The sequence below is a fragment of the Methylobacterium sp. NPDC080182 genome (assembly GCF_050281105.1).
GTDB lineage: Bacteria > Pseudomonadota > Alphaproteobacteria > Rhizobiales > Beijerinckiaceae > Methylobacterium.
The window spans coordinates 43,233-67,207 of record NZ_JBNNWO010000023.1; the positions used below are offsets into that span (position 1 = coordinate 43,233).

General features: G+C 73.2%; 21 protein-coding genes. 13 read left to right on the forward strand and 8 right to left on the reverse strand.

Annotation, left to right across the window (positions count from 1 at the left end):
* The first annotated feature begins 1 nt into the window (after position 1).
* Positions 2-1,582: a SulP family inorganic anion transporter gene (locus ACQKQD_RS29345; RefSeq protein ID WP_427510313.1), complete on the forward strand. Its 1,581-nt coding sequence runs from the start codon at positions 2-4 to the stop codon at positions 1,580-1,582.
* 324 nt (positions 1,583-1,906) lie between these two features.
* Positions 1,907-2,281: a hypothetical protein gene (locus ACQKQD_RS29350; protein ID WP_427510314.1), complete on the forward strand. Its 375-nt coding sequence runs from the start codon at positions 1,907-1,909 to the stop codon at positions 2,279-2,281.
* 28 nt (positions 2,282-2,309) lie between these two features.
* Here ACQKQD_RS29350 and ACQKQD_RS29355 read toward each other — a convergent pair whose 3' ends face one another.
* The 3 genes from ACQKQD_RS29355 to ACQKQD_RS29365 all read right to left on the reverse strand — a co-directional run bounded on the left by ACQKQD_RS29355 (position 2,310) and on the right by ACQKQD_RS29365 (position 4,602).
* On the reverse strand, positions 2,310-2,525 hold the full coding sequence (locus ACQKQD_RS29355) for a hypothetical protein (protein WP_091677296.1): 216 nt from the start codon (positions 2,523-2,525) through the stop codon (positions 2,310-2,312).
* A gap of 176 nt (positions 2,526-2,701) precedes the next feature.
* Positions 2,702-3,385 (reverse strand): hypothetical protein, encoded by a 684-nt coding sequence (locus tag ACQKQD_RS29360; protein ID WP_427510315.1) that lies wholly within the window; start codon positions 3,383-3,385, stop codon positions 2,702-2,704.
* 122 nt (positions 3,386-3,507) lie between these two features.
* Positions 3,508-4,602, reverse strand: coding sequence for a replication protein RepA (locus ACQKQD_RS29365; protein ID WP_427510316.1), 1,095 nt, complete (start codon positions 4,600-4,602; stop codon positions 3,508-3,510).
* Positions 4,603-5,492: 890 nt separating this feature from the next.
* Here ACQKQD_RS29365 and ACQKQD_RS29370 point away from each other — a divergent pair.
* Both ACQKQD_RS29370 and ACQKQD_RS29375 read left to right on the forward strand, forming a co-directional pair.
* Positions 5,493-6,338, forward strand: a complete 846-nt coding sequence (locus ACQKQD_RS29370) for a TrmH family RNA methyltransferase (RefSeq protein ID WP_082558017.1) — start codon at positions 5,493-5,495, stop codon at positions 6,336-6,338.
* A 198-nt stretch (positions 6,339-6,536) separates the two neighbouring features.
* Complete coding sequence (locus ACQKQD_RS29375) at positions 6,537-6,791, forward strand: hypothetical protein (protein ID WP_026605300.1); 255 nt, start codon at positions 6,537-6,539, stop codon at positions 6,789-6,791.
* 275 nt (positions 6,792-7,066) lie between these two features.
* Here ACQKQD_RS29375 and ACQKQD_RS29380 read toward each other — a convergent pair whose 3' ends face one another.
* Positions 7,067-9,115 carry a methyl-accepting chemotaxis protein gene (locus ACQKQD_RS29380; protein ID WP_427510317.1) on the reverse strand — a complete coding sequence of 683 codons (2,049 nt, stop codon included), beginning with the start codon at positions 9,113-9,115 and terminating at the stop codon, positions 7,067-7,069.
* 102 nt (positions 9,116-9,217) lie between these two features.
* Positions 9,218-9,577, reverse strand: coding sequence for a winged helix-turn-helix transcriptional regulator (locus ACQKQD_RS29385; protein WP_042671335.1), 360 nt, complete (start codon positions 9,575-9,577; stop codon positions 9,218-9,220).
* A gap of 109 nt (positions 9,578-9,686) precedes the next feature.
* On the opposite strand from ACQKQD_RS29385, the gene ACQKQD_RS29390 reads away from it, so the two are divergent.
* Both ACQKQD_RS29390 and ACQKQD_RS29395 read left to right on the forward strand, forming a co-directional pair.
* Positions 9,687-10,706, forward strand: a complete 1,020-nt coding sequence (locus ACQKQD_RS29390) for a zinc-binding alcohol dehydrogenase family protein (protein WP_427510318.1) — start codon at positions 9,687-9,689, stop codon at positions 10,704-10,706.
* A gap of 10 nt (positions 10,707-10,716) precedes the next feature.
* Positions 10,717-11,142, forward strand: coding sequence for a cupin domain-containing protein (locus ACQKQD_RS29395; protein ID WP_427510319.1), 426 nt, complete (start codon positions 10,717-10,719; stop codon positions 11,140-11,142).
* 4 nt (positions 11,143-11,146) lie between these two features.
* On the opposite strand, the gene ACQKQD_RS29400 is transcribed toward ACQKQD_RS29395, so the two are convergent.
* Positions 11,147-12,325, reverse strand: coding sequence for an MFS transporter (locus ACQKQD_RS29400; protein WP_427510320.1), 1,179 nt, complete (start codon positions 12,323-12,325; stop codon positions 11,147-11,149).
* Between the two features lie 481 nt (positions 12,326-12,806).
* On the opposite strand from ACQKQD_RS29400, the gene uvrA reads away from it, so the two are divergent.
* The 7 genes from uvrA (at position 12,807) to ACQKQD_RS29435 (ending at position 22,441) form a co-directional block, all read left to right on the forward strand.
* Complete coding sequence (uvrA, locus tag ACQKQD_RS29405) at positions 12,807-15,893, forward strand: excinuclease ABC subunit UvrA (protein WP_427510321.1); 3,087 nt, start codon at positions 12,807-12,809, stop codon at positions 15,891-15,893.
* Between the two features lie 619 nt (positions 15,894-16,512).
* On the forward strand, positions 16,513-17,493 hold the full coding sequence (locus tag ACQKQD_RS29410) for a transporter (protein ID WP_427510322.1): 981 nt from the start codon (positions 16,513-16,515) through the stop codon (positions 17,491-17,493).
* A gap of 275 nt (positions 17,494-17,768) precedes the next feature.
* Positions 17,769-18,743, forward strand: coding sequence for a S1C family serine protease (locus tag ACQKQD_RS29415; protein WP_020095499.1), 975 nt, complete (start codon positions 17,769-17,771; stop codon positions 18,741-18,743).
* A gap of 166 nt (positions 18,744-18,909) precedes the next feature.
* Positions 18,910-19,179, forward strand: coding sequence for a GCG_CRPN prefix-to-repeats domain-containing protein (locus tag ACQKQD_RS29420; protein ID WP_020095498.1), 270 nt, complete (start codon positions 18,910-18,912; stop codon positions 19,177-19,179).
* Positions 19,180-19,462: 283 nt separating this feature from the next.
* The gene (locus tag ACQKQD_RS29425) at positions 19,463-19,609 is read left to right on the forward strand and encodes a DUF1127 domain-containing protein (RefSeq protein WP_020095497.1); all 147 of its coding nucleotides are present in this window, start codon (positions 19,463-19,465) and stop codon (positions 19,607-19,609) included.
* A 90-nt stretch (positions 19,610-19,699) separates the two neighbouring features.
* Positions 19,700-21,163: a methylenetetrahydrofolate--tRNA-(uracil(54)-C(5))-methyltransferase (FADH(2)-oxidizing) TrmFO gene (trmFO, locus tag ACQKQD_RS29430; RefSeq protein WP_427510323.1), complete on the forward strand. Its 1,464-nt coding sequence runs from the start codon at positions 19,700-19,702 to the stop codon at positions 21,161-21,163.
* Between the two features lie 75 nt (positions 21,164-21,238).
* Positions 21,239-22,441, forward strand: coding sequence for a Zn-dependent hydrolase (locus ACQKQD_RS29435; RefSeq protein ID WP_427510324.1), 1,203 nt, complete (start codon positions 21,239-21,241; stop codon positions 22,439-22,441).
* A 67-nt stretch (positions 22,442-22,508) separates the two neighbouring features.
* Here ACQKQD_RS29435 and ACQKQD_RS29440 read toward each other — a convergent pair whose 3' ends face one another.
* Both ACQKQD_RS29440 and ACQKQD_RS29445 read right to left on the reverse strand, forming a co-directional pair.
* Positions 22,509-23,228: a CatB-related O-acetyltransferase gene (locus ACQKQD_RS29440; RefSeq protein WP_042671319.1), complete on the reverse strand. Its 720-nt coding sequence runs from the start codon at positions 23,226-23,228 to the stop codon at positions 22,509-22,511.
* The coding region (locus tag ACQKQD_RS29445; RefSeq protein ID WP_427510325.1) for a glycosyltransferase at positions 23,225-23,975 on the reverse strand (751 nt) is incomplete at its 5' end. The genes ACQKQD_RS29445 and ACQKQD_RS29440, both read right to left, overlap by 4 nt.

Sequence of the window (23,975 nt, forward strand, 5' to 3'; positions counted from 1 at the left end):
CATGCGCGCCCCCGGCCGCCTGACCACGAGCCTGCAGAGCGCCCTCGCCCCGGACGGCGCCGTCCGGGCGAGCCTCGCCCGGGACCTGCCCGCCTCCGTGGTGGTCTTCCTGGTGGCGCTGCCCCTGTGCATGGGCATCGCCATCGCGTCCGGCGTGCCGCCGGAGCGCGGCCTCATCACCGGCATCGTCGGCGGCATCGTGGTCGGCCTCCTCGCCGGCTCGCCGCTCCAGGTCAGCGGGCCCGCCGCCGGGCTCGCCGTGATCGTCTACGGGTTCGTGCAGGCGCACGGTCTCGACGCCCTGGGTCCCGTCCTGGTGGTGGCGGGCCTCGTCCAGCTCGTCGCCGGCGCCCTGCGGGTCGGCGGCTGGTTCCGGGCGATCTCGCCGGCCGTGGTGCACGGCATGCTGGCCGGCATCGGGATCCTGATCGTGCTGGCCCAGATCCACGTCCTGACCGACGCCCTCCCCCGGGCGAGCGGCCTCGATAACCTCGTGGCGATCCCGGCCGCGTTCTTCAACTTCGTCAGCGGCACGGGCGACCGCACCGGGGCCGTGATCGTCGGCGGGATCACCATCGCGGCGATGATCGCCTGGGAGCGGCTGCGCCCGGCGCGGCTCCGGCTCCTGCCCGGGGCGCTCGTCGGCGTGCTGGCGGGCAGCCTCGTGGCGGGATTCGGGGATCTCGCCGTCAAGCGCGTGGCGGTGCCGGAGGCCCTGTTCTCCGGCCTCGCCCTGCCGGCGGCCGAATCCTGGGCGCGCCTCGCCGAGGCCGAGATCCTGGTCATGGCCCTGGTGATCGCCGTGATCGCCAGCGCCGAGAGCCTGCTCTCGGCGGCCGCCGTCGACCGGATGCACGACGGCCCCCGCACCCAGTTCAACCGCGAACTCGGCGCGCAGGGCATCGGCAACCTGATCTGCGGGCTCGCCGGCGCGCTGCCGATGACCGGGGTGATCGTGCGCTCCTCGGCCAACGTGCAGGCGGGCGCGGTGAGCCGCGCCGCCACGGTGATGCACGGGACCTGGATCCTGGCGTTCCTGCTCGCGCTGCCCTGGCTGCTGGCCCTGGTGCCGACCGCGAGCCTCGCCGGCATCCTGGTGGTCACCGGCTGGCGGCTGGCGAGCCCGGCCCACGCCCTGCACCTGCAGGCCCGCTACGGCTGGCTGACCGCGGCGATCTGGCTCGCCACGATGGCCACCGTGGTGGCGGTGGACCTGCTCACCGGGGTGCTCACCGGCCTCGCCCTGAGCCTGATCCAGGCCCTGCCGAGCCTGCGCAAGGGACGGCTCCGGATCGAGCACGCGGCGGCCCCCGAAGTGCCCGGCGTGCCGGAGTTGCGCCTGTCGGGGGCGGCGACCTTCCTGCAGCTGCCGAGCCTCACGGCGGCCCTGGAGCGGACCCCCGCGGGCGGCGAGGTCCGCCTCGCCACCGACAACCTCGCGGCCATCGACCACACCTGCCTGGAGATGATCGGCGACTGGGCGAGCCGGCGCAGCGCCGGCGGCAGCCGGATCGCCGTGGTGGGCGGGTCGGGTGTCCCGCACGACCGGCTCGCCGCCGCGGTGGCGGCCCCGGCGCACTGAGGACCCTGGCGCCCACCCGGGGCGGTTCGCGGTGCCCCGGCCCGAACCGACGGCCCGAAACGACGGCGCGGAGCCGTTCCCGGCGCGATCGGGAGCGGCTCCGCGCCGCGTCCGCACCCGGTCGCCGGGCCTCCATTCCCGGACGACGGCGGCCCGCCGCGCGGGCCGTCAAGGCTGTCCGCCTCCGGGGAGACGGCGATCTTCAAAACCGGTTAATCCTGAATCTTCGCGCCCCTTTAACGAGCGGGAGGCCAGGCTCAGCCTCACGGCAGGTCCGGCCCGCGGGACCGGCCGGCGGAATGGTTCTCGTCAGGAGCTTCGTCGATGATCAGGTTCCTCGCGGCCTCGGCCGCCTGCCTGGTCCTGTGCGGCGCCGCGGCGGCGCAGGACATGCCCGGCCTCGCGACCCTGAGCCCGCCCGACCCGGTGCAACCGCTGGGAGCGAGCCCCGCGCTCCCGGCACCGGACGGCGCGGTCGCGCCGGGATCGCGAGCGGAGGCCGGCCCCGATCCGGTCGCGCTCCGGCCCGCGCCCGGCCGGGTGCCCGTCGGCAGCCTCACCCTCCGCGGCACCGCCGCCGACCCCGCGCAGACGACCGCCAGCCTGAAGGTTCCGGCGACCGGCCCCGGCGCGTCCAAGCCCTGGTGCGCGCAGGAGCGCCGGATCGGCACCGGTCAGGGCTTCTGCCTGGTCAACTGAACGGCCCCTGATGGGCCAGGCGACGGGATCAGGAGGCCGCGTAGACCGTGACCTCGTCGAAGGTTCCGCCCTCGGGCGCGTCGTCGAGGGACGCGACGAGAAGCACCAGCACGGCCGCGCCGACCGCCGTGACGGCGAGGAGCCGCGTGATCCGATCGGCGTGGGCGCGGGCGGCGTGGATCAGCGCGCATCCGAGCACGAAGGCGCAGACCTGCGTGACCGGCGCGGCGAGCGCCGCCGTCATCGCGCCCGCCCGATCATCCGATCACGTCCGGTCCTGTCCATGCACGCCCTCCCCGGCCGGGACGCCGTCTCCCGGCCCGCCGGCGCGCAGCCGAGCGGATCGGCGGGCACCGCGCGCGCCCGATATGGGGGAGACGGCGGCGGGGTCCGGCCACACGCCTTCGTGACCGACGCCCCTCAGGCGGGGCCCGGCCCCGGCCAGTCCGGAGTGGATCCCGGAGTGGATCCCGGACTGGATGCGGGGGTCGATGCCAGGGCGTAGGTGGCCTCGGCGACCCGGTTCAGGGGGCCGCCCGGCCCGGACCGCTTCCACAGGCGCGTGTTGAGGGCCGCCACCGGATCCCGGCCGGGAAGGGTGAAGCCCTGCCCGGCGAGCACCTCCAGGATCTCGGCCGCGTGCAGCGGCCGGCCCGCCCGCGCGATCGCCGCGCAGGCCGCCTGCACCACGGCCCGGCCGTAGCGGCGGGCGCCGGCGGCGTCCTCCGTGAAGGCGATCGCCGGCGGGATCGGTCCGGCGGCGCCGACGGGGCCGGGCGCCCCCGCGGACCGCGCCGCCGGACCGGCCCGCGCGCCCCAGTGCCCGGGGGCCGCGCCCGCCGCGTCGGCAAGCGATCCGGACCGGGCCTCTAGGACGTCCCGTACGTCCCGCCCCCGCGGCGGCTCGTCGGCCGGGTCTCGGCGTGGCCCTGCCGGCGGTTCGGGCTTCGGGGCCGGGTCCGGCCGCGCGTCCGCTCCACCTGCTGCCAACCGGCGGCCGAGCTCCTGGTAGAGGACGAGATCGGCGATCTCCCGATCGAGCGCCTCGCGCTGGCGTCGCAGCGCGGCGAGCCGCGCCGCGATCTCGGAATCCGACAGGGCCACGTGATGTTCCTTCCAAGAGGACGGAACACATATCTCATTCCGCGCCATTCAGGGAATAGCCACCGTCACATATTCCGTCAGGCAGCCATTCCCTGAGGGAATGAGAGGCAGCGATCCCTGTTCTATTCCTTGAGGCGTTTCCGTATTCCCTTAGCCGCAGGGCGAGGCGGCACGAGCAGCGTGCTGGGATCGGCCGGGTGCAGGGTCAGCCCGCCGTCGTCGAGCACCAGCGGCAGCCGCGGAAACACCTCGCGCAGATGCGCGAGATCGGCCTTGAACGCCTGGCGGAAGCTGCGGATCGAGGCGTTCTCGGCCCCGAACTGCGCGTGGAGGTTGGCCCAGGTCAGGCGGAGCGGCCGCTGCAGGGACCGCAGGCGGTAGCCGGTCCAGAACAGCAGGTCGAGCTTGCGCGCCGAGCCCGAGAAGGCCCGGGCCGCCCGCAGGTCCACCGGCAGGGCGTGCCGGATCAGGGTCTCGTAGAATTCGGGATCGAAGCGCACCGTGCGGCCGGCCTCGTCCTCACCCTCCCCGGCGCGGGGGCGCCACAGTTCCAGGCTGCGGAACGGCGGGACGTTGAGGGTGGTCGCGCTGTCGCGCCCGTCCCAGAGGCCGATCTGCATGGAGCAGGCGGCCAGCCGGTTCAGCTGCTCCTTGAACTGGCGGATGGTGCCCCGCTCGCCCCCCGTGACCGCGAAGCCCATCTCCCGCATGAAGCCCGACAGGGTCTCGGCCACCTTCACGGTGGGGCTGCGCTGGCGCACGGCCTCGGTGCAGAGGTGCAGCAGCACCAGCCGGGCCTTCGGGCCGTAGGGCAGCCCCTGGGGCTCGAAGGCGCCGGTCTCCGGGTCCTTGATCCGGCCGGCGATCAGGTTGAGCGAGTTGCGGCCGTAGCTGCGGGAGAATTCCCGCACCGGCCCGGGGTCCCGGTAGGGCAGGCCGCACAGCGCCAGGACCGAGTGGATGTGCTGGAGGCTCGACGGGACGGCCGGCTCGTTCTCGATCACGAGGCGCACCGCGTCGCGGCGGCGCTGGTCGCGGGACAGCCCGGCCCGGCGGCTCTCCTCCTCCCCCAGGAGGGCGGCCTGTGCGTCGCGCTCGCGCTGACGGTGCAGGACGTGCTCGACGATCTGCGCGAACAGGAAGCCGCCGCGCGCCGCCTCGATCTCGGCCCGCAGGTCCGAGTCGTGGATCCCGGCGATCTTCTCCTCGATGCTCATCGCCCCTCGGCCCGCGGTACACGGGCCGTCGATCCGCCAGGCGGACGGACGGCCCGATCCTGCCATGCCACGATTCGCCCGCCGCGGCCCCCGTCCGATCGGCCTTGTCCCGGCTATCCACGCTTCCCCGGTCGCGGGGATACGCCCGAAAGCGGGCCGACACTGCTCCCTTCACGGCCGGCTCCCGGGCCGGCACGCGCAGAGTTCGATACGGGCCCCGCTCCCCCGGCGATCCCACGCAGAGTCCGATACGCGGGACCGCTCGGTGTCCGTCCCCGTTATTCACCGCTCCGGGTCCGGATTCGCGCCGAATCGGATACGCCGCCGCGCAGATTCCGATACGCCGACCGGCCGTCCGGGCGCAGAATCGGATACGCCGCGACGCAGAGTCCGATGCGGGCCGGCGCAGAGTCGAATGCGCGAACGCAGGCCAAGGCCCTGGCACAGATGCGGAATTCGCAACCCCATATAACTTGCTGAACTGACTCTCTGAGAGATTCTTCCAGATAATCTTCCTACTTCGGACCAGCCCGTTCGTTCTGACGAACGACCGTGTCGCGCCCGCACATGCACAGGTCACAAAGGGAATATGAGTTCGTTTTCCACATTCCTACGCGGGAGGACCGTCCCGACTTGACGGGTCGGCGACGGAATCCGGTGCCGTGCCGGCGCGCTCCGTCGATCGTCCTGGCCCTGGATCCCCGAGGGCTGCCGGCAGTTCCCGGTGTGATGCCGGCTTGACGCGCGCGATCCCGCCCGGTTTCTCGGCTCCTTCCGACAGGGCCCTCAGAGAAGAGCGCGCCGATGCCCCCCTTGCCCGAATTCGTCTGGCCCAGCCTCGCCCGACCCAGCCTCGCCCGACCCAGGGCCCCTTCGCCGATCGCGGCCCGATGACGGATCGCCGCGACGACGCCCGGCCGCCCGGCGGCCGCCCCGCCCGGCCCCGCCCGCACGGGCCCCGGCGCCCCGCCCCCCGGTCCGGAGGTCGCCCGGGCGGGGCGTCCCGCCCGTGGGAGGAGGGCGGCGACGGGCCGACCGTGCTCTACGGGTGGCATCCCGTGGTGCAGGCCCTGGGCAACGCCCAGCGCGGCCTGCACCGGCTGCTCGCCACCGAGAACGCGGCCGCGCGGCTGGAGGCCGAGTTCGGCGGCGCCGTGCGGATCACCCCGGAGCTGGTGCGGCCGAGCGACATCGGCCGCCTGCTCGGCCCGGACGCCGTCCACCAGGGCCTGTACCTGGAGGCCGAGCCCCTGCCCGCGCCCGGCCTCGACGACCTGCCCGCCGACGCGCTGCTGCTGGCGCTCGACCAGATCACGGACCCGCACAATGTCGGGGCGATCGTGCGCACCGCCGCGGCCTTCGGGGTCGCCGGGATCGTCACCACGGCGCGCCACGCGCCGGGCGCCACCGGGGTCCTGGCGAAGTCCGCCTCCGGCGGCCTGGAGCACGTGCCCTTCGTGACCGTCCGGAACCTCGCCGAGGCCCTGATCGCCCTGGGCGAGCGCGGCTTCACCCGGGTCGGCCTCGATTCGGACGCGCCCGAGAGCCTCGACGCGCTGACCATCGCGCGGCCGCTGGTGATCGTGCTGGGCGCCGAGGGCAAGGGCCTGCGCGAGCGGACCCGGGGCTGCTGCGACGTCCTGGCCCGGATCCCCTTCTCGGGCGCGATCCGCAGCCTCAACGTCTCGAACGCCGCCGCCATCACCCTCTACGCCCTCGGCCGCGAGAGAGACTGACAGGGGAGCGACAGGAACCCGCCGGGGCCGTGACGGACGCGCGACGGGGACGCGGCCGGACCGGCACCCGATCGGTCCCGGCGAGACACGTTCGGAAACACGGAACCGCCACCGGAAGCCCTTCTTCCGCCTAGGCAATCTTCGCAACTTCCCGTAGAATAAGTCGCGAGGGGGGCGTCGTCTCGAGGGCTGCGCCGGATGTTGGACGATGCGTTTACCTACGGCGGTTGGGTCCTCGGCCTGATCGCCGTCGGCGTGTGGATCTGGCTCGCGCGGCGCGCCTTCCCGAGTTTCGAATCCTTCGTGACGGGCTTCGACGACGAGCTCCAGCTCGGCGCCAGCCCGGAGGAGCGCGCGCGCAGCGCGCGCTGGCGTCAGGTCCGTCAGGCCGCCATGGCCCTGACGGCCGTCGCGGCCCTGTGTCTGTCGATCGGTTTCGCGATTCCCGACTGATTCCCGACCGAGCCGGAAACCCGGAGGCGATCCGGCCCGGATCCCGCGCTGAAGCCCCGGGGTTCCGGGCGTGCACCGTCCCCGTGCCCTCTCGCGGCCGGCGCGGAGCCTTCGTGGCGGTGGGCTCGTTCGGCCTCGAAGCCCTGGATCGCCGTGCCGCCCAGGGAGCGCGGCGTGTCGTGGCGGCCGCAAGCCCGTCATCGGTTCCCCGGGCCGCCTCGCGCCGAGACGGTTCCCGACGCCGCCAGGGGGCTCGACCCGCCGGAAGCCTCTCTTCAGGCCGCGCGGACCCGGGCCAGGAAGCCTTCGACGGCGCCGCGCAGGTCGCCCGCCTGCCGGGACAGGTCGGCTGCCGCCCGCAGCACCTGGGCGGAGCCCTGGCTCGCCGTGCCGGCCGCCGCGCCGACACCGGCCATGTGGCCCGAGACGCCGCGTGTGTCCTGCGAGGTCTGCGCGGTGGTCCGGGCGATCTCCGCGGTGGCCGCCCCCTGCTGCTCGACCATGGCGGCGATCTCGGCGCCGATCCGCGCGAGGTCGCGGATCACCGCCGTGATGCCGCCGATCGACCGGACCGAGGCCTCGGTCGATCCGGTGATCTCCGCGACCTTGCCGGCGATCTCCTCGGTGGCCCTGGCGGTCTGCTCCGCGAGCGTCTTGACCTCGGCGGCCACCACCGCGAAGCCGCGGCCGGCCTCCCCGGCGCGGGCCGCCTCGATGGTGGCGTTGAGCGCCAGCAGGTTGGTCTGGCCGGCGATCTGCGAGATGATCGCGACGATCTCCCCGATGCTGCCGGCCGCCTGGGCGAGGCGGTGGACTTCCCCGGCCATGCCGTCGGCGCTCCGCGTGGCGTTCGCCGCGAGGTCCGCCGAGGACCCGACCTGCACGCCGATCTCCCGGACCGAGGCGGTGAGCTCCTCGGTGGCCGCCGCCACCGTGTCGGCCGAGCGGGCGGCCGAATCGGCCGACACCGCCACCGCCCGACTCAGATCGGTCGTGTCCTGGGCGGCCCGCGCCATCCCGTGCGCGGAGGCCTCCAGCTGGGCCGCCGCCGCCGAGACGGCCTCGACGATCCCGCCGACCTGGCGCTCGAAGCTGTCGGCGAGGCCGAGGGCGGCCGCGCGCTGGGCCGCCGCGGTCTCGGCGGCGAGCCGCTCCTGCGCGGCCCGGGCCGCCCGGCGCTCGGCGACGCTGTCGCGGAACGCCAGGGCGGCCGCGGCGATCGCCCGGACCTCGCGCGGCCCGCCGGTCGGGATGGTCAGGTCGGCCGTGCCCGCGTCCCGGCCGATCGCGGTCAGCACCCCGGCCATCCGGGAGAGCGGCCGGGCGATGGCCGTGCCGAGCCAGACCGCGAGGCCGGCCGAGAGAGCGAACAGGGCGAGCCCGCCGGCGGCCCAGAGGGCCAGCATCCGCTCGGCGCGGGCGTGCGCCGCCCCCGCGGCCGCCACCAGGTCGGCGGTGAGCCGATCCTCCACGCCCTTGAGGGCGTCGATCCGCTGCGTGGCGAGGCGGAACCACCCCGGCGCGTCGCGGAAGGCCGGGGGCGTCCCCGGCATCGTCTCCTGCACGCCCGCGCGCAGGCGGGCGACCGCGCGGGACGGCTCGGTCGCCTCCGCGGCGTCGAGCAGGCTCGCCTGCCCCGCTTCGGCGCCGGCCCGGAACAGGCCGGCATAGGTCGCCTGGTCGGCCGCGAGGGTCGCGAGGCGGCGGGCGGCCGCGAGGTCGAGGGTGCCGGAGGCGAAGACCGCCGAGGCGGCGGCCCGCTCCTGGCCGGCGGCCTCCTTCAGCGCCAGGAAGGCCGCGTAGGCGTTCGCCCGGGCGGCGAGGCCGGCCTCGTCGATCGCGCCGCCCATGGCCCGCACCAGGCCGAGCCCCTCCCCGATCAGGCCCGTGTAGTAGGCCACGGCCTGCGGCGGGGCCGCCGTCAGGGCGTCGACCGCCCGGCGCTGCGCGGCCAGCCCGGTGAGCGCCCGCGCGAAGCCCTCACCGCGCGCCTGGAAGACCGGCCCGAAGCCCGTCGCGGCCTTCATGGCCTCGGGAAGCCCGGCGAGGGCCGCGTCGGTGCGTTCGCGCTGGGCCGCCAGTTCCGGGCCGAACTGCGCGCCCTTCGCGCCCAGGAACAGGCTCGAGGCGCCGCGCTCCCGCTGAGCCTCGTGCACGAAGGCGCTGATCCGGGAGGCGAGGCCGACCAGGCCCTCCACCCGGCCCATCTCGGCGCGGCGCGCCCACTGGTCCGACACGGCGAGGCCCGCCGCCCCCGCGAAGGCGAGGCACGGGGCGAGCGCCACCGCCAGGATGCGGGCGCGGAGCGAGGCGAGGATCGGCATCGGAAGTTCTGGAACCGTCCGGCGGGAGATGCGCCACCTTCCGGCCAAGTCATAAAGATCCGGTTATGTGGTCGCGCCCATATTCGGCACCGGTTTGCACAATCAGGCGGCGTTTTGAGTCGTATCTGCCAATTCCGCGTGCAGATCACCCCAGGTCTTCAGCGCGCGGATGACCGGATCGAGGGACCGCCCCCGCTCGGTCAGGCTGTATTCCACCTTCGGAGGAACCTCGGCGTAGACCGTCCGGGTGATCAGGCCGTCGGATTCCATTTCGCGCAGCTGGTTGGTGAGCATGCGCTGGGTCACGCTGGCGAGGCGCCGCCGGATCTCGTTGAAGCGCAGGGTCCCCTCCAGCAGATGGTAGAGGATCACGCCCTTCCACTTGCCGTCGATGAGCCGGAGCGTCGCCTCGACGGCGCAGCCGGGGCTGCAGGCGCCCGTGTGGCGGCGGGTGCGGGGCATGGGCTGTCTCCGACGGTATCATTTCCGGCACTAGTGGCGTTTTATGTGCGTACTTGCGGCCTGTGAAGGCGGGCGGCATCTCCTGCGGCGACACTCCGAGGAGATCACCATGCGCGCCGTCGGCTACCGCAAGTCCCTGCCGATCACCGATCCCGAGGCCCTGGTCGACCTCGACCTGCCCCAGCCCGAGCCCGGCCCGCGCGACCTGCTGGTGAAGGTCGAGGCGGTCTCGGTGAACCCGGTCGACACCAAGGTCCGGCGGCGGGCCGAGCCGGAGGAAGGCGGCACCAAGGTGCTCGGCTGGGACGCGGCCGGCACCGTCGTCGCCGCCGGCGCGGAGGTCCAGGGTTTCGCCGCGGGCGACGCGGTGTTCTACGCGGGCGACCTCACCCGGCCGGGGACGAACGCCCGGTTCCACTGCGTCGATGCCCGCATCGTCGGGCACAAGCCGGAGAGCCTCGACTGGGCGCAGGCCGCCGCCCTGCCGCTCACCGCGATCACCGCCTGGGAGACCCTGTTCGACCGGCTCGACGTGGACAAGCCGGTGCCGGGCGCGGCCCCGGCGATCCTGATCGTCGGCGGCGCGGGGGGCGTCGGCTCGGTGGCGATCCAGCTCGCCCGGGAACTCACCGACCTCACCGTGATCGCCACCGCGTCGCGGCCTGAGACGGCGGCCTGGTGCCGGGACCTCGGCGCCCACCACGTGGTCGACCATTCCAGATCCCTGGCGGCGGAGGTGGCGGCCCTGGGGATCGGCGCGCCGGGCCTCGTCTTCTCCACGACCAACACCGACGCCCACCTCGCCGCGATCGTGGAACTGATCGCCCCGCAGGGCCGCCTCGCCCTGATCGACGATCCGGAGCGCCTCGACGTCGGGCTCCTCAAGCGCAAGAGCCTGTCGCTGCACTGGGAGTTCATGTTCACCCGCTCAATGTTCGCCACCGCCGACATCGCCGCCCAGGGTGCGCTCCTCGACGAGATATCCCGCCTCGTTGATTCCGGGCGCCTGCGCACCACCCTGGGGGAGCATTACGGGCGGATCGACGCCGCGAACCTGCGGCGCGCCCACGCGCTGGTCGAGAGCGGGCGCGCCAGGGGGAAGATCGTGCTCGAAGGGTTTTCCGATTGAGGAGGGCGTGATGGCGGACGCGGCGGGGAGCGGCCTCTTCGACGTGACGGCGCTGGCGGCGGGTCTGCCCGACAGCGCCGAGACCCTCCTGGTCGACACCTACCTGACCGACCGGGAGGCGGCGAGCGCCCGGGTGTTCCGGGTCTACCGGCCGACCCCGCCGCACTATCACGCCACCTGCGACGAGTACCTCTACTGCCTCTCGGGCCGGGGCCGGGTCTGGCTGGGCGATCCGGCCGCCGAGACGGCGTTCGGCCCGGGCCAGCTCCTGTTCTTCGAGAAGGGCACGGTCCACGCGATGCCGGCGCTCGAGCCCGGGGACCCGGTGGTGTTCCTGTCGATCGACACGCCCCGGCGGGCGCCGACCGACATCGTCTTCGTGAACCCGGAGGACGGGACGCCCGCCACCTTCATGGCGCGCAACGCCGAGGCGTGAGGGGTCACACCCGCAGGGACCGGCCGGCCGCCGCCACGCCGAGGAGCAGCGCCGCCACGATCAGCAGGGACGCGGGCAGGCCGAGCGCCTGCGCGGCGAAGCCGATCAGCGCGGGCCCCGCCAGCACCCCGGCATAGCCCAGCGTCGTCACCGCCGGCACCGCCACGCGCGCGGGCATCGCGGTCTGGCGCCCCGCCGCCGTGAACAGGACCGGGACGATGTTGGCGCAGCCCGCCCCGACCAGGGCGTAGCCGGCGAGCGCCGCCTCCCAGGCCGGGATGACGACCGAGAGCGCGAGGCCGGCCGCCGCCAGCAGGCCGCCGAGGATCACCACGGGCCGCCGGCCGAGGCGGGCCACGATCGCATCCCCGCCGAGCCGGCCGGCCGTCATGGTGACCGAGAAGGAAGCGTAGCCGAGCGCCGCCCAGGCCGGATCGAGCCCGCGCTGCTGGATCAGGAACACCGCGCTCCAGTCGAGGGCCGAGCCCTCGGTCAGGAACACCACGAAGCAGAGCAGGCCCAGCACCAGCACCGGGCCGCGGGGCAGCGCGAAGGCGGGCCCGCCGCTTCCCCCTGTCCCGCCGGCCGGAAGGATGCCCGGCCAGGCGGCCGCGAACAGGGCCACGATGCCGGCGACCAGGATCAGCACGCTCCAGCCGGCGCCCAGGCCGGTGCCCATCAGGACGCTGGCCAGCAGCGCCCCCAGGATGCAGCCGAGGCTGTAGAGACCGTGGAAGCCCGACATCATCGGGCGCCCGGCGGCGCGCTCCACCGCGACGGCCTGCAGGTTCATGACGCAGTCCACCGCCCCCATCCCGGCCCCGAACAGCAGCAGCGCCCCGGTGAGCGGCACGAGCCCGGAGGCCAGGGCCAGGACCGGCAGGGCCAGGCCGATCGCGAGCGTCCCGGCGAGCAGGACCGGCCGGTATCCCAGCCGCGCGGCCGCCGCCCCGGCGCTCGGCATCGCCAGGAGCGAGCCGACGCCGAAGGTGAGGAGCAGCAGGCCGAGCCCGGCCGCGTCGAGGCCGGCGCGGTCCTTCACCAGCGGCACCAGGGGCGCCCAGGTGGCGTTGGCGATGCCCACGATCAGGAACAGCAGCCGCGTGGACAGCCTCTGCCGGGCCGCGGTCCGGTCGTCGGCCCCGGGGATGGCGACCGGAGCGGTCAGGTCGAGCGCTGGCATCGATACGGGTCGGGATGTGGATCTGAGGGCAGGATTCGGCGACGTGGATCTCAGCCCCCGCGGTGCAACACCGAAGGTGGGCCAAGGTTTGGCGAAACCCGAGGTTTGGCGGATCCCGAGGTTTGGCGGATCCCGAAATTTGGCGAATCAAGGTACGGCGAACCTGGGGCCGCCGGACTCTGATCGCGGCCGTTGGCTGCACCGCGTCGTCCCGCGCAGCGGAGGGAGCCCGGCGCGCGCCTCGTCCGTGTGGCGCCATCGGGGCCGCCGCGCTGCGCCCGCGGAGACGGCGGCGCGTTCACCGAGCGGTTGCCGACGTACGCGTTTCGTTCTAGCAAGGGCGGCGCATGACGGGCCTGCGTCCCGCCGGCCGCATCTTGCCGTGAGCCCCCTCGGGCTCGACATGAGGCCGGTGCGGCGGCTGGCCCGCGCGCGAAATCCGACTCTGACCGCGTCGACGCCTCGAAAGACCGCCGCCCTCATGGCCAAAGCCCAAGCTGGAAGTCGTGTCGCAAGCCGCGCCGGCGCCGCCAAAGCCGCTCCCAAGACGCCCCTCAAGGCAGCCTCGACGAAGGCAGCCCTGCCCAAACCGGCCCGCGCGAAGGGCGAAGCGCCCGCGGCCCGGACCGAAGCCGCCATCGACGCCAAGCTGGAGGCCCTGTTCGACGCCGCGCCGGCCCCCGTCGAGGACCGGCGGGTCATCGCGATCCGCGGCGCCCGGGAGCACAATCTCAAGAACGTCGACCTGACCATCCCGCGGGACAAGCTCGTGGTCTTCACCGGGCTCTCGGGCTCGGGCAAGTCGTCGCTCGCCTTCGACACGATCTACGCCGAGGGGCAGCGCCGCTACGTCGAGTCGCTCTCGGCCTACGCCCGCCAGTTCCTGGAGATGATGTCCAAGCCCGACGTCGACCAGATCGACGGGCTGTCGCCGGCGATCTCGATCGAGCAGAAGACCACCTCGAAGAACCCCCGCTCGACCGTGGGGACGGTGACCGAGATCTACGACTACATGCGCCTGCTCTGGGCGCGGGTCGGCATCCCCTACTCGCCGGCCACCGGCCTGCCGATCGAGAGCCAGACCGTCCAGCAGATGGTCGACCGGGTGCTGGAGCTGCCGGAGAAGACCCGGCTCTACCTGCTCGCGCCCGTGGTCCGCGGGCGGAAGGGCGAGTACCGCAAGGAGATCGCCGAATATCAGAAGAAAGGCTTCCAGCGGCTGCGCGTGAACGGCGAATACTACGCCATCGACGATGTGCCCAAGCTCGACAAGAAGTTCAAGCACGACATCGACGTGGTGGTCGACCGGATCGTGGTCCGGGCCGATATCGGCTCGCGGCTCGCCGAATCCTTCGAGACCGCGCTGGAACTCGCCGACGGCGTCGCCGAGATCGTGTTCGCCGACGCCCCCGAGGGCGAGGCGCCGCGGACCGTCACCTTCTCGTCGCGCTTCGCCTGCCCGGTCTCGGGCTTCACCATCGCGGAGATCGAGCCGCGGCTGTTCTCGTTCAACAACCCGTTCGGCGCCTGCCCGACCTGCAGCGGCATCGGCCACGAGATGCGGATCGATCCCGAGCTGGTGATCTCCGACCCTGGCTTAAGCCTGAAGCGCGGCGCGGTCGGCCCCTGGGCGAAGTCGACCTCGCCCTATTACGGCCAGACGCTGGAGGCGCTCGCCGAGCATTTCGGCTTCAAGACGGGCGTCCCCTGGCAGAGCCTGTCGGAGACGGCCCGCGCCATCGTGCTCTACGGATCGGGCAAGCAGGCGGTGCGCTTCGCCTACGACGACGGCTTGCGCAAGTACACGGTCAACAAGCCCTTCGAGGGCGTGATCCCGAACCTGGAGCGCCGCTACAAGGAGAGCGACTCGGACGCCGTGCGGGAGGAGATCGGGCGCTTCATGAGCGAGACGCCCTGCGCCGCCTGCGGCGGCAAGCGGCTGAAGCCCGAGGCTCTGGCCGTGAAGGTCGCCATGGCGGACATCGCCGACGTGACCGCCCTCTCGGTCTCCGAGGCGCACCGGTGGTTCTCGGACCTGCCCGGGAAGCTGACCGCGAAGCAGAACGAGATCGCGGTCCGGATCCTGAAAGAGATCCGCGACCGGCTGAGCTTCCTGGTGGATGTCGGCCTGGAATACCTGACGCTCGCCCGCGGCTCCGGCTCGCTCTCGGGCGGCGAGAGCCAGCGCATCCGCCTCGCCTCGCAGATCGGCTCCGGCCTGACCGGCGTGCTCTACGTGCTGGACGAGCCCTCGATCGGCCTGCACCAGCGCGACAACGAGCGGCTGCTCGGCACGCTCAAGCGCCTGCGCGACCTCGGCAACTCGGTGATCGTGGTCGAGCACGACGAGGACGCGATCCTGCAGGCCGATTACGTGGTCGATGTCGGCCCGGGCGCCGGCATCCACGGCGGCGAGATCATCGCGCAGGGCACCCCCGCGGAGGTGCTGGCGAACCCCGCCTCGCTTACCGCCAAGTATCTCACGGGCGCGATGGCGGTGCGCACCCCGACCGCCCGCCGCAAGGGCCGGAAGGGCAAGCTCGGCCTGTTCGGCGCGCGGGGCAACAATCTCAAGGACGTGGACGTCGAGATCCCGCTCGGCACCTTCACGTGCATCACCGGCGTCTCGGGGGGCGGCAAGTCCACCCTGGTGATCGACACCCTCTACAAGGCCATCGCCAAGAAGCTGAACGGCGCCCTGGAGCACCCGGCCCCCTACGGGCGGCTGGAGGGGCTGGAGCACCTCGACAAGGTCATCGACATCGACCAGTCGCCGATCGGCCGCACGCCGCGCTCGAACCCCGCCACCTATATCGGCGCCTTCACGCCGATCCGCGACTGGTTCGCGGGCCTCCCCGAGGCCAAGGCGCGGGGCTACCAGCCCGGGCGCTTCTCGTTCAACGTCAAGGGCGGGCGCTGCGAGGCCTGCTCGGGCGACGGCGTCATCAAGATCGAGATGCACTTCCTGCCGGACGTCTACGTCACCTGCGACGTCTGCAAGGGCAAGCGCTACGACCGCGAGACCCTGGAGGTGAAGTACCGGGGCAAGTCCATCGCCGACGTGCTCGACTCCACCGTCGAGGAGGCGGCCGAGCTGTTCAAGGCGGTGCCGGCGATCCGCGACAAGCTCGAGACCCTGAAGCGGGTCGGCCTGCACTACGTCCATGTCGGCCAGCAGGCCACCACCCTGTCGGGGGGCGAGGCGCAGCGCGTGAAGCTCTCCAAGGAGCTGTCGAAGCGCGCCACCGGCCGCACCCTCTACATCCTCGACGAGCCGACCACCGGCCTGCACTTCCACGACGTCGCCAAGCTCATGGAGGTGCTCCACGAGCTGGTCGACCAGGGCAACACCGTGGTGGTGATCGAGCACAACCTCGAAGTGATCAAGACCGCCGACTGGGTGATCGACATGGGTCCCGAGGGCGGCGACGGCGGCGGCCGGGTGGTGGCGCAGGGCACGCCGGAAGAGATCGCCCGCGCCAAGGCCAGCCATACTGGCCGGTTCCTGCGCGAGGTGCTGGAGCGGCGGCCCGCCTCACCCGCGAGCCGCGGCCGCGCCGCGGAGTAGCGCGGCGGCGGAGGGGGGCGGACCTTCCGGGGGCGGGCATCACACGCACCGGCGTCCGTGCCGGACGCGCCCCCGCCCCCGCCCCTGCAGTGCGGGCGCGGGTCCGACGCGACGGATCACCCGCTCCCGGGCCGGCGCGGCAGTTTCTGCCGGGTCTCGGCCGGACCCCGCGCCCGCGGACGGTGATTCGAGCGGCCGGATCCGGCTCCGGACCCGCCGCCGACCGGCTCGGAGCCGGATCCCGGCCCGCGCGTCCGGACCGGCGGCCTGCCCGATCACCTTCCCGCCTTTGCCGGATTCTCCCGCGGCCCGGGCCGGCAACAGCTTGACCGTTCAACGATATTTTGCCGAAACCGCGATCCGAGCAGGGTCTGTGGACAGTGTTGCATCGCCGCAAAAATGCGGCTTTTGCGCAACGGTTCGGCCGGTTGTGGCGTTTCGGCGAGCATTCCACTGTCTTTCCGCAGGTCTCTGTAGAATAGTCGCAGACGTTGAGACGGGCAGGCTCCGTGGGGGCGCTCGGCAGGTCCGAAGCCGGCAGCCGCGATAGGCGAGCAGACCGGCAGGGAAGTGCCGAATGCGGGACGGACGCCGTATGACCTTGGGAAGGAATGAGAAAATGATGAAGAACTGGCTCGCGGCCGGCACGGTCGCGCTCACGGTCGGCATGACCTCGACGATCGCGCAGGCGCAGACCACGACGGTTCCCGGTGAGCAGGTCGGCCTCGCCGTCGGCGCGCCGCTGCCGGAAGGCCTCTACGCGATCAACACGTTCACCTATCGCCGCACCGACGCGCCGAACTCGCCCGACACGGCCGTCAACATCCCGGTCCTGGTCTGGTCGACCCCGTTCGTGCCGTTCGGCGGCCGCGTCGAGCTGCTCGTGGCGCCCCCGACCGTGTTCGCCTTCACCCGCAACCCGGCGGGCGTGCGCAACAAGGACATCTCGATCAACGTCGGCACCTTCGTCGGCGGCATCTGGGCCTTCGACCTCGGCAACAACTTCGGCGTCAGCTTGCTCGGCGGCGCCTACCTGAACGACCTGAACGGCGACCGCGGCTCGATCATCACCGCGAACGGCACGACGGCCACCCCGGTCCTGCCGCAGCTCTCCTCCAACACCTACCGCTTCGGCATCGCCGGCAGCTACACGGGTGACGGCTGGAACATCACCGCCAACCTGACCGCCAACATCTACGACTCGCCCGGCCGCTTCCCCGGCCAGGTCGGCGCCGCCATCGGCCCGATCCGCCTGTCGGACGCCCTGAACTTCGACCTCACGGCGACCAAGAAGTTCGGCAACTTCGAGATCGGCCCGATCGCCTACGGCACCTACAACTTCGACATCAGCCAGGCCAGCGCCGCGGCCGGGAACCGTGGCCGGTTCGCCCTCGGCGGTCTCATCGGCTACGACTTCAAGATCTTCACCGTCCAGGCCTACGTTGCCCGCGACGTCGTGACCGGCGCGCAGTACACCAACGCGTTCGGCCGCACCCGCGACAACTACTCCACCGACGGCTGGATCCGGTTCATCGTGCCGCTCTACTCGCCGGCCCCGGCCGCCGCGCCGGTCCCGGCGCCGCTGGTCCGCAAGTACTGAGATCCTTCCGAGACACCGGGCTCCCCGCCGCCGCGCGGCGGGGGCTCCCGGATCTCCGACAGGCCGTCCTCCGGGACGGCGCGCCGCCCGGCTCCGCCGGGCGGTTTTTCTTTGTGCCGGTGCCGCGGCGGGCCGCAGCCGGCCGCCCCGGGCGGGCCCGTGCCACGGGTCGCAGCCGGCCGCGGGTGACGCGGGCGGCGCGGACATCCTATGGTGTGCCGATGGCGCGGCTCCGGGGCCGACCGGAGCGCAGGCGGACGAGCCGAAGGATTGTCATGGCGACGCAGGGCGAGTGGAAGATCCCCGCGCAGGCCCAGCCCAGGCCCGCGGATTACGGCTACGACCTCGACCGGGCGCTCTCCGCGGTCCTGGCCCTGTCGGCGCGGATCCCGGACAGCGCGTTCACGGCCGAGACGCTCGGCACCGAGCGCGCCGGCAACGGCGTGGTGATCCGCGAGGACGGGCTGGTGCTCACCATCGGCTACCTCGTCACCGAGGCCGAGAGCGTCTGGCTCACCACCCGGGACGGCCGCTCGGTGCCCGGCCACGTCCTCGGCTTCGACGCCGCCACGGGCTTCGGCCTGGTCCAGGCGCTCGGCGATCTCGGCGTGCCGGCCCTCCCGCTCGGCCACTCGGCCGGACTCAAGACCGGCGACCGGGCCGTGCTGGCCGGGGCGGGCGGGCGCCAGCGCTGCGTCGCCGTCGAGGTCGTGGCCCGGCAGGAATTCGCCGGCTACTGGGAGTACGTCCTCGACGAGGCCCTGTTCACCGCCCCCGCGCACCCGCACTGGGGCGGGACCGCGCTGATCGGCCCCCAGGGCGACCTGCTGGGCATCGGCTCGCTGCAGCTGCAGCAGGGCGGCGGCGGCGCGGCGCGGCCGATCAACATGGTCGTGCCCATCGATCTGCTGACGCCGATCCTCGAGGACCTCGCCACGCGCGGGCGGGCCGACCGGCCGCCCCGCCCCTGGCTCGGCCTCTACGCCACCGAGAGCGAGGAGGGCATCGTCGTGATGGGCCTCGCCGATAACGGCCCGGCCGAGACCGGCGGCCTCCAGGCCGGCGACGTGATCGAGGCGGTGGCCGGCGAGCCGGTGGCCGACCTCGCCGCCCTGTTCCGGAGCGTCTGGGCCCTGGGCGAGGCCGGGGTGCGGGTCCCCCTCACGATCCGCCGGGAGGGGCGCGGCGTGAAGCTCGCCCTCGTCTCCGGGGATCGGGAGCGGTTCCTGCGCACGCCCTCGCTGCACTGAGCCCGCGACCCGGAGCGTGCAACCTTCGCGCTCCGAGCGGCGTTGCCGCGGCGCCGTCGCGGGCCTGTACCGGACACAACCTACGGCTCAGCGACGGTTCAGGTGGCGGGACCGAATCTCGAACGACCGGCTCCCGATCCGCCGGAAACGTTGAGGAGATCCAGTCATGACGATTCTGAGCGCACCGCGCGCGAAGGCACTCGTGATGGCCGCCGCGATCGCCGGCGGCCTCGGGCTCGCGGGGTCTGCCGAGGCGGCCGGGGGCTGCGGCCCCGGCTTCCATCCCAATCCGTGGGGCATCTGCCGGCCGAACTGGGGCCCCCGGCCCTACGGATACTGGCGGCGCCCGGTCTATTACGGTGGGTACGGCGGTTACTACCGGCCGCGGCCCTTCTACCGGCCCTACGGCTTCTACGGGCCGCGCCCGTTCTACTGAGCCCCCGTCCGAGCCCGTCAGACGGCATGCAGGGCGTCCCGCCGACCGGCGGGGCGCCCTTCGCGCGTGCGGGAGGCCCCTCGGCGCCCTGCATGCGCACAAAGAATGACCATCCGGAAACCTTGCCGGTTTCTTAAGCCGGTTATGCGATTTTCGCAGGTCTGGTGCTTGACCTTACGACTCCTGCTGCGCTGCGGCGCGATTATATGTGCGTTGCACCAACAAGAGGCAGCGATGCGCAATGGGGCGCCATCGTCTGCCCGAGCAGAGGTCACAGCACACCATGTCCGCCGCCCGTAGCGTCCTGAGCCGCGTCCGCGCCTATCTCCGGTACCGCGACACCGTCACCCAGCTGTCCCGCCTGTCGGACCGCGATCTTGCCGATCTCGGCATCAACCGCAGCGAGATCCGCGGCGTCGCCCGCGTCTGATCCCCGCGTCCGCGCCACAGCGCCCGAGACGAATGCCTCGAAGGACCGCCGCCCGTTGATCCGGACGGCGGTCCTTCGCTATTCTCGGACATGACACAGACCATCCACATCGTCGGCGGCGGCCTCGCCGGATCCGAGGCCGCCTGGCAGGTGGCCGAAGCCGGGCACCGCGCCGTGATCCACGAGATGCGCCCGGTGCGCGGCACCGAGGCGCACCGCACCGACGGGCTGGCCGAGCTCGTCTGCTCCAACTCGTTCCGGTCGGACGACCCGGAGGGCAACGCCGTCGGGCTGCTGCACCAGGAGATGCGCTCCTTGAGCTCGCTGATCATGCGGGCGGCCGACGCCAACCAGGTGCCGGCGGGCGGGGCGCTGGCGGTCGACCGCGAGGGCTTCTCCGCCGCGGTGACCCGGGCCCTGGAGCAGCACCCCAACGTCACCCTCGTCCGCGGGGAGGTCGAGGGCCTGCCGCCGGAGGAATGGGGCCCCTGCATCGTCGCCACCGGCCCGCTCACCGCGCCGGCGCTGGCCGAGGGCATCCGCGGGCTCACCGGCGCCGAGTCGCTGGCCTTCTTCGACGCGATCGCGCCGATCGTCCACCGCGACTCGATCGACATGGACGTGGCGTGGTTCCAGTCCCGCTACGACAAGCCGGGACCCGGCGGCACGGGCGCGGACTACCTCAACTGCCCGATGACCCGGGAGCAGTACGATTCCTTCGTGGCCGCCCTCGTGGCGGGCGAGAAGATCGGGTTCAAGCAGTGGGAGGGCACGCCCTATTTCGACGGCTGCCTGCCCGTCGAGGTCATGGCCGAGCGCGGCCCCGAGACGCTGCGCCACGGGCCGATGAAGCCCGTGGGGCTCACCAATCCCCGCGACCCGCTGGTCAAGCCCTGCGCGATCGTGCAGCTGCGCCAGGACAACGCGCTGGGCACCCTGTACAACATGGTCGGCTTCCAGACGAAGCTGACCTACGCCGAGCAGGTGCGGGTCTTCCGCATGATCCCCGGCCTGGAGCGGGCCGAGTTCGCCCGCCTCGGCGGCCTGCACCGCAACACCTACCTCGACAGCCCGCGCCTCCTCGACGCCACCCTCCGGCTGCGGGCCCGTCCGACCTTGCGCTTCGCCGGGCAGATCACCGGCTGCGAGGGCTACGTCGAGAGCGCCGCGGTCGGGCTGATGGCCGGCCGCTTCGCCGTCGCGGAGGCGGCCGGCGCCCCCCTCGCCCCCCTGCCCCAGAGCACGGCCCTCGGCGCGCTCATCGCCCACATCACCGGCGGCCACCTGATGGCGGACGGGGAGGCCAACGCCCCGCGCTCGTTCCAGCCGATGAACGTGAATTTCGGCCTGTTCCCGCCGCTCGAGCGGGCACCCCGCAACGAGACCGGCCGGCGCCTGCGCGGGCCCGAGAAGGCGGCGCTGAAGAAGCGCGCGCTCACCGACCGGGCCCGGGCCGATCTCGCCGCCTGGCTGGAGGGCGCGGCGGAGGGCACGGCGGGCGGTGCGCGGGGTGGCGCGCAGGGCGCGGCCTCGAGACCTGCGGCGGCGGAATAGCGGGCCGCACGGGGCTTGCACCGCCGGAGGCCTCCTCACTCGGCCTCAAACTTGGCCTCACCGCCTGGGCTCACCATGACCGCGATCGACACCCGGGCCTTCCTGGCCGACCTGTACGAACTGCGCGAGATCGGCCGGTTCCGCACCGGCGTCCACCGGCCGACCTTCTCGGCCGACGACATGGAATCCCGGCGCTGGCTGATGGCCCGGCTCGAGGCCTGCGGCCTGGAGGCCTCCATCGACGGGATCGGCAACGTGCTCGGGCGCCACCGCGGGCCGGGCCCGCACCTGCTAGTCGGCAGCCACATCGAGACGCAGAACGAGGCCGGCTGGCTCGACGGGGCGCTGGGCGTCGTGGCCGGGGTCGCGCTGGCCCGCGCCGGGCTGCCCGTCGACGTCGTCGCCTTCGCCGACGAGGAGGGGCACTTCTCGGGGGGCTTCCTGGGCAGCCGCTCGGCGATCGGCGACCTGACCGAGGCCGAGATCGACGAGGCTTGCAACCGCACCGACGGCACGCCGCTCCGCGCCGCGCTCGCGAGCGCCGGCCTCGCCGGCCTGCCCCGGACGCGGCTCGACCCGGACCGCTATCGCGGCTTCCTGGAGATGCACATCGAGCAGGGCACGCAGCTCGAATCCGCCGGCCTGCATCTCGGCGTGGTGAGCGGCATCGTGGCGATCTGGCAGTTCCGGATCGACTTCGCCGGCAACCAGGACCACGCGGGCGGCACCACCATGGCGGAGCGCCGGGACGCGGGTCTCTCGGCGGTGCGGCTGCTCGCGGCGATCGACCGGGAATTCCCGAAGGTCTGCGGGCCGCGCAGCACCTGGACCACGGGGCGGATCACCCTGGATCCCGGCGGCTTCAGCATCATCCCGGGGCGGGCCGAGGTGTATTTCCAGTTCCGCGACGTGGCGATGCACGTGCTGGAGCGGATGGAGGCCTGCCTGGAGGCGCTGGTGCGGGACTCGAACCGGCGCGAGCGCTGCCCGGCCACGCTGACGGCCCTGGCCAAGGCGATCCCCGCCCCCTGCGACCCGGCCCTGATGCGCGCCCTCTCGGAGGCGGCCGAGAGCGTCTGCCCCGGCGGGTGGCAGGTGATGCCGTCGGGGGCCGGGCACGACGCCCAGAACGTCGCCCGGATCCTGCCGGCCGCGATGCTGTTCGTGCCCTCGATCGGCGGCATCAGCCACCACTGGGCGGAGGATACCAGCGACGCCGACCTCGCCCTCGGCGTGCGGGCCCTCGGCGACGCGGCGGCGCGGGTGCTGGCGGGCTGAGCGCGCCGCCCCGGACGCCCCGGCGCGCGGCGCGTCCCGGCGGGCGCCCGGCCTCAGGTGCCCGGCCTCACGCGCCCGGCACCAGCGACCGGATCGGGATCAGCTCCGGCCGGTATTCCTGCATGCCCCCGGCGATCCGCTCCTCGACGGCGTCGATGAACGTCTCCGGGTCGGTGATCGAGCACTGGCGCAGGTCCCAGAAGGCGTAGCGCCACCATTGCACCTTCAGGTAGCGCTCGATCAGCGCGTCCGGGAAGCGCATCTTCACGATCCGGGCGGGGCTGCCGGCCACGATCGCGTAGGGCGGCACGTCCTTGGTCACCACCGCCATGGCGCCGATCACCGCCCCGTCGCCGATCGTGATGTCGGGCATCAGGAAGGCGCCGTGGCCGATATAGACGTCGTTGCCGATGCGCACGCGCTTGGGCCAGAGATACGGGCCGGAGATCTCGTAATCCTCCGCCCGCGGATCGATGCGGTCGAACACGGCCGAGTGGTGCGTGTAGAACAGCGGCGAGGTCGAGCCGCACTGGACCGGGTGGCTGCCGCGCCCGACCTGGACGCTCTCGCCGATCGAGCAGTAGCGGGCGATGTCGGCGCCGAAATAGTAGCCGCTGACCGCGTACGAGAACGCCCCCATGGTGAGGCAGTAATCGACGCCCATCCACTTGATGCTGCACGGCGGCTCGAAGACGCAATCCTCCGGCAGGCCGAACGGGGCCGGGTGCAGCACCGAGATGCCGCGGCGCAGCATCTCCTGCTTCATGTCCTCGTTGACGGAGATCATGCGGCGTCCTCGTCGCTGGGGTGCCCGGTCCCGGCCGGCGCCGGGTCCAGGCCGTAATAGTCGCCCATCAGGTCGCCGTAGGTGGCGGCCCGGATCGGCACGGTGAGCCGGCCCGCGGCCGAGACGTCGATGGCGAGCAGGCGGTCGTTGAAGGCGGCCGGATCGGTGGCCAGCGCGCCGGGGAGCAGGTGCCCGTTCGGGTAGGCGCGCAGCCGCTCGGCCGGCGCGCCGAGGTCGAAGGCCGCCACCGGCAGGCCGGTGCGCAGCGCCAGGGTCAGCGCGTACGAGTAGGTCTCGGGCCAGATCGCCGGCAGCAGCACGAGGTCGGCCGAGAGCCGCCAGACCAGGTCCAGGGCCTCGTGGTCCCCGGAATAGCGCCCGGTCTGGGCGACCCCGACGCGCTCCAGGCCGATCGCCAGGGCCGGGTCCGAGTAGCCCACGATCGCGAAGTGCAGCGGCAGGTCGCGATCCTGCGCGTCGGTGGCGAGCGCCTGCAGGAACAGGCCGCCCTTCGTGGCGCTGATCGCGCCGAGCACGGCGACGCGGCGGATTCGGCCGGGCCGCTGGAGGGCGGTCGAGCGCACCGACCGCTCCGGCTCGACGTGCGGCCGCACCGTCACCGCGAGGTCCGGGTACACCGTCCGGATCCGGGCCGCCGTGTCGGAGGACGGCGCGAACACCCGCGCGGCGCCGGCCAGGAACGCCCCGAACGCCGCCCGCCGCTCGCCCGGATCCGGCTCCTCGAAC

What these genes read in the sequence shown, in the direction of transcription:
- ACQKQD_RS29345 (WP_427510313.1), top strand. Translation starts at nt 2, where the DNA reads ATGCGCGCCCCCGGCCGCCTGACCACGAGCCTGCAGAGCGCCCTCGCC.
- ACQKQD_RS29350 (WP_427510314.1), top strand. Translation starts at nt 1,907, where the DNA reads ATGATCAGGTTCCTCGCGGCCTCGGCCGCCTGCCTGGTCCTGTGCGGC.
- ACQKQD_RS29355 (WP_091677296.1), bottom strand. Translation starts at nt 2,525, where the DNA reads ATGACGGCGGCGCTCGCCGCGCCGGTCACGCAGGTCTGCGCCTTCGTG.
- ACQKQD_RS29365 (WP_427510316.1), bottom strand. Translation starts at nt 4,602, where the DNA reads ATGAGCATCGAGGAGAAGATCGCCGGGATCCACGACTCGGACCTGCGG.
- ACQKQD_RS29370 (WP_082558017.1), top strand. Translation starts at nt 5,493, where the DNA reads ATGACGGATCGCCGCGACGACGCCCGGCCGCCCGGCGGCCGCCCCGCC.
- ACQKQD_RS29375 (WP_026605300.1), top strand. Translation starts at nt 6,537, where the DNA reads ATGTTGGACGATGCGTTTACCTACGGCGGTTGGGTCCTCGGCCTGATC.
- ACQKQD_RS29380 (WP_427510317.1), bottom strand. Translation starts at nt 9,115, where the DNA reads ATGCCGATCCTCGCCTCGCTCCGCGCCCGCATCCTGGCGGTGGCGCTC.
- ACQKQD_RS29385 (WP_042671335.1), bottom strand. Translation starts at nt 9,577, where the DNA reads ATGCCCCGCACCCGCCGCCACACGGGCGCCTGCAGCCCCGGCTGCGCC.
- ACQKQD_RS29390 (WP_427510318.1), top strand. Translation starts at nt 9,687, where the DNA reads ATGCGCGCCGTCGGCTACCGCAAGTCCCTGCCGATCACCGATCCCGAG.
- ACQKQD_RS29395 (WP_427510319.1), top strand. Translation starts at nt 10,717, where the DNA reads ATGGCGGACGCGGCGGGGAGCGGCCTCTTCGACGTGACGGCGCTGGCG.
- ACQKQD_RS29400 (WP_427510320.1), bottom strand. Translation starts at nt 12,325, where the DNA reads ATGCCAGCGCTCGACCTGACCGCTCCGGTCGCCATCCCCGGGGCCGAC.
- uvrA (WP_427510321.1), top strand. Translation starts at nt 12,807, where the DNA reads ATGGCCAAAGCCCAAGCTGGAAGTCGTGTCGCAAGCCGCGCCGGCGCC.
- ACQKQD_RS29410 (WP_427510322.1), top strand. Translation starts at nt 16,513, where the DNA reads ATGATGAAGAACTGGCTCGCGGCCGGCACGGTCGCGCTCACGGTCGGC.
- ACQKQD_RS29415 (WP_020095499.1), top strand. Translation starts at nt 17,769, where the DNA reads ATGGCGACGCAGGGCGAGTGGAAGATCCCCGCGCAGGCCCAGCCCAGG.
- ACQKQD_RS29420 (WP_020095498.1), top strand. Translation starts at nt 18,910, where the DNA reads ATGACGATTCTGAGCGCACCGCGCGCGAAGGCACTCGTGATGGCCGCC.
- ACQKQD_RS29425 (WP_020095497.1), top strand. Translation starts at nt 19,463, where the DNA reads ATGTCCGCCGCCCGTAGCGTCCTGAGCCGCGTCCGCGCCTATCTCCGG.
- trmFO (WP_427510323.1), top strand. Translation starts at nt 19,700, where the DNA reads ATGACACAGACCATCCACATCGTCGGCGGCGGCCTCGCCGGATCCGAG.
- ACQKQD_RS29435 (WP_427510324.1), top strand. Translation starts at nt 21,239, where the DNA reads ATGACCGCGATCGACACCCGGGCCTTCCTGGCCGACCTGTACGAACTG.
- ACQKQD_RS29440 (WP_042671319.1), bottom strand. Translation starts at nt 23,228, where the DNA reads ATGATCTCCGTCAACGAGGACATGAAGCAGGAGATGCTGCGCCGCGGC.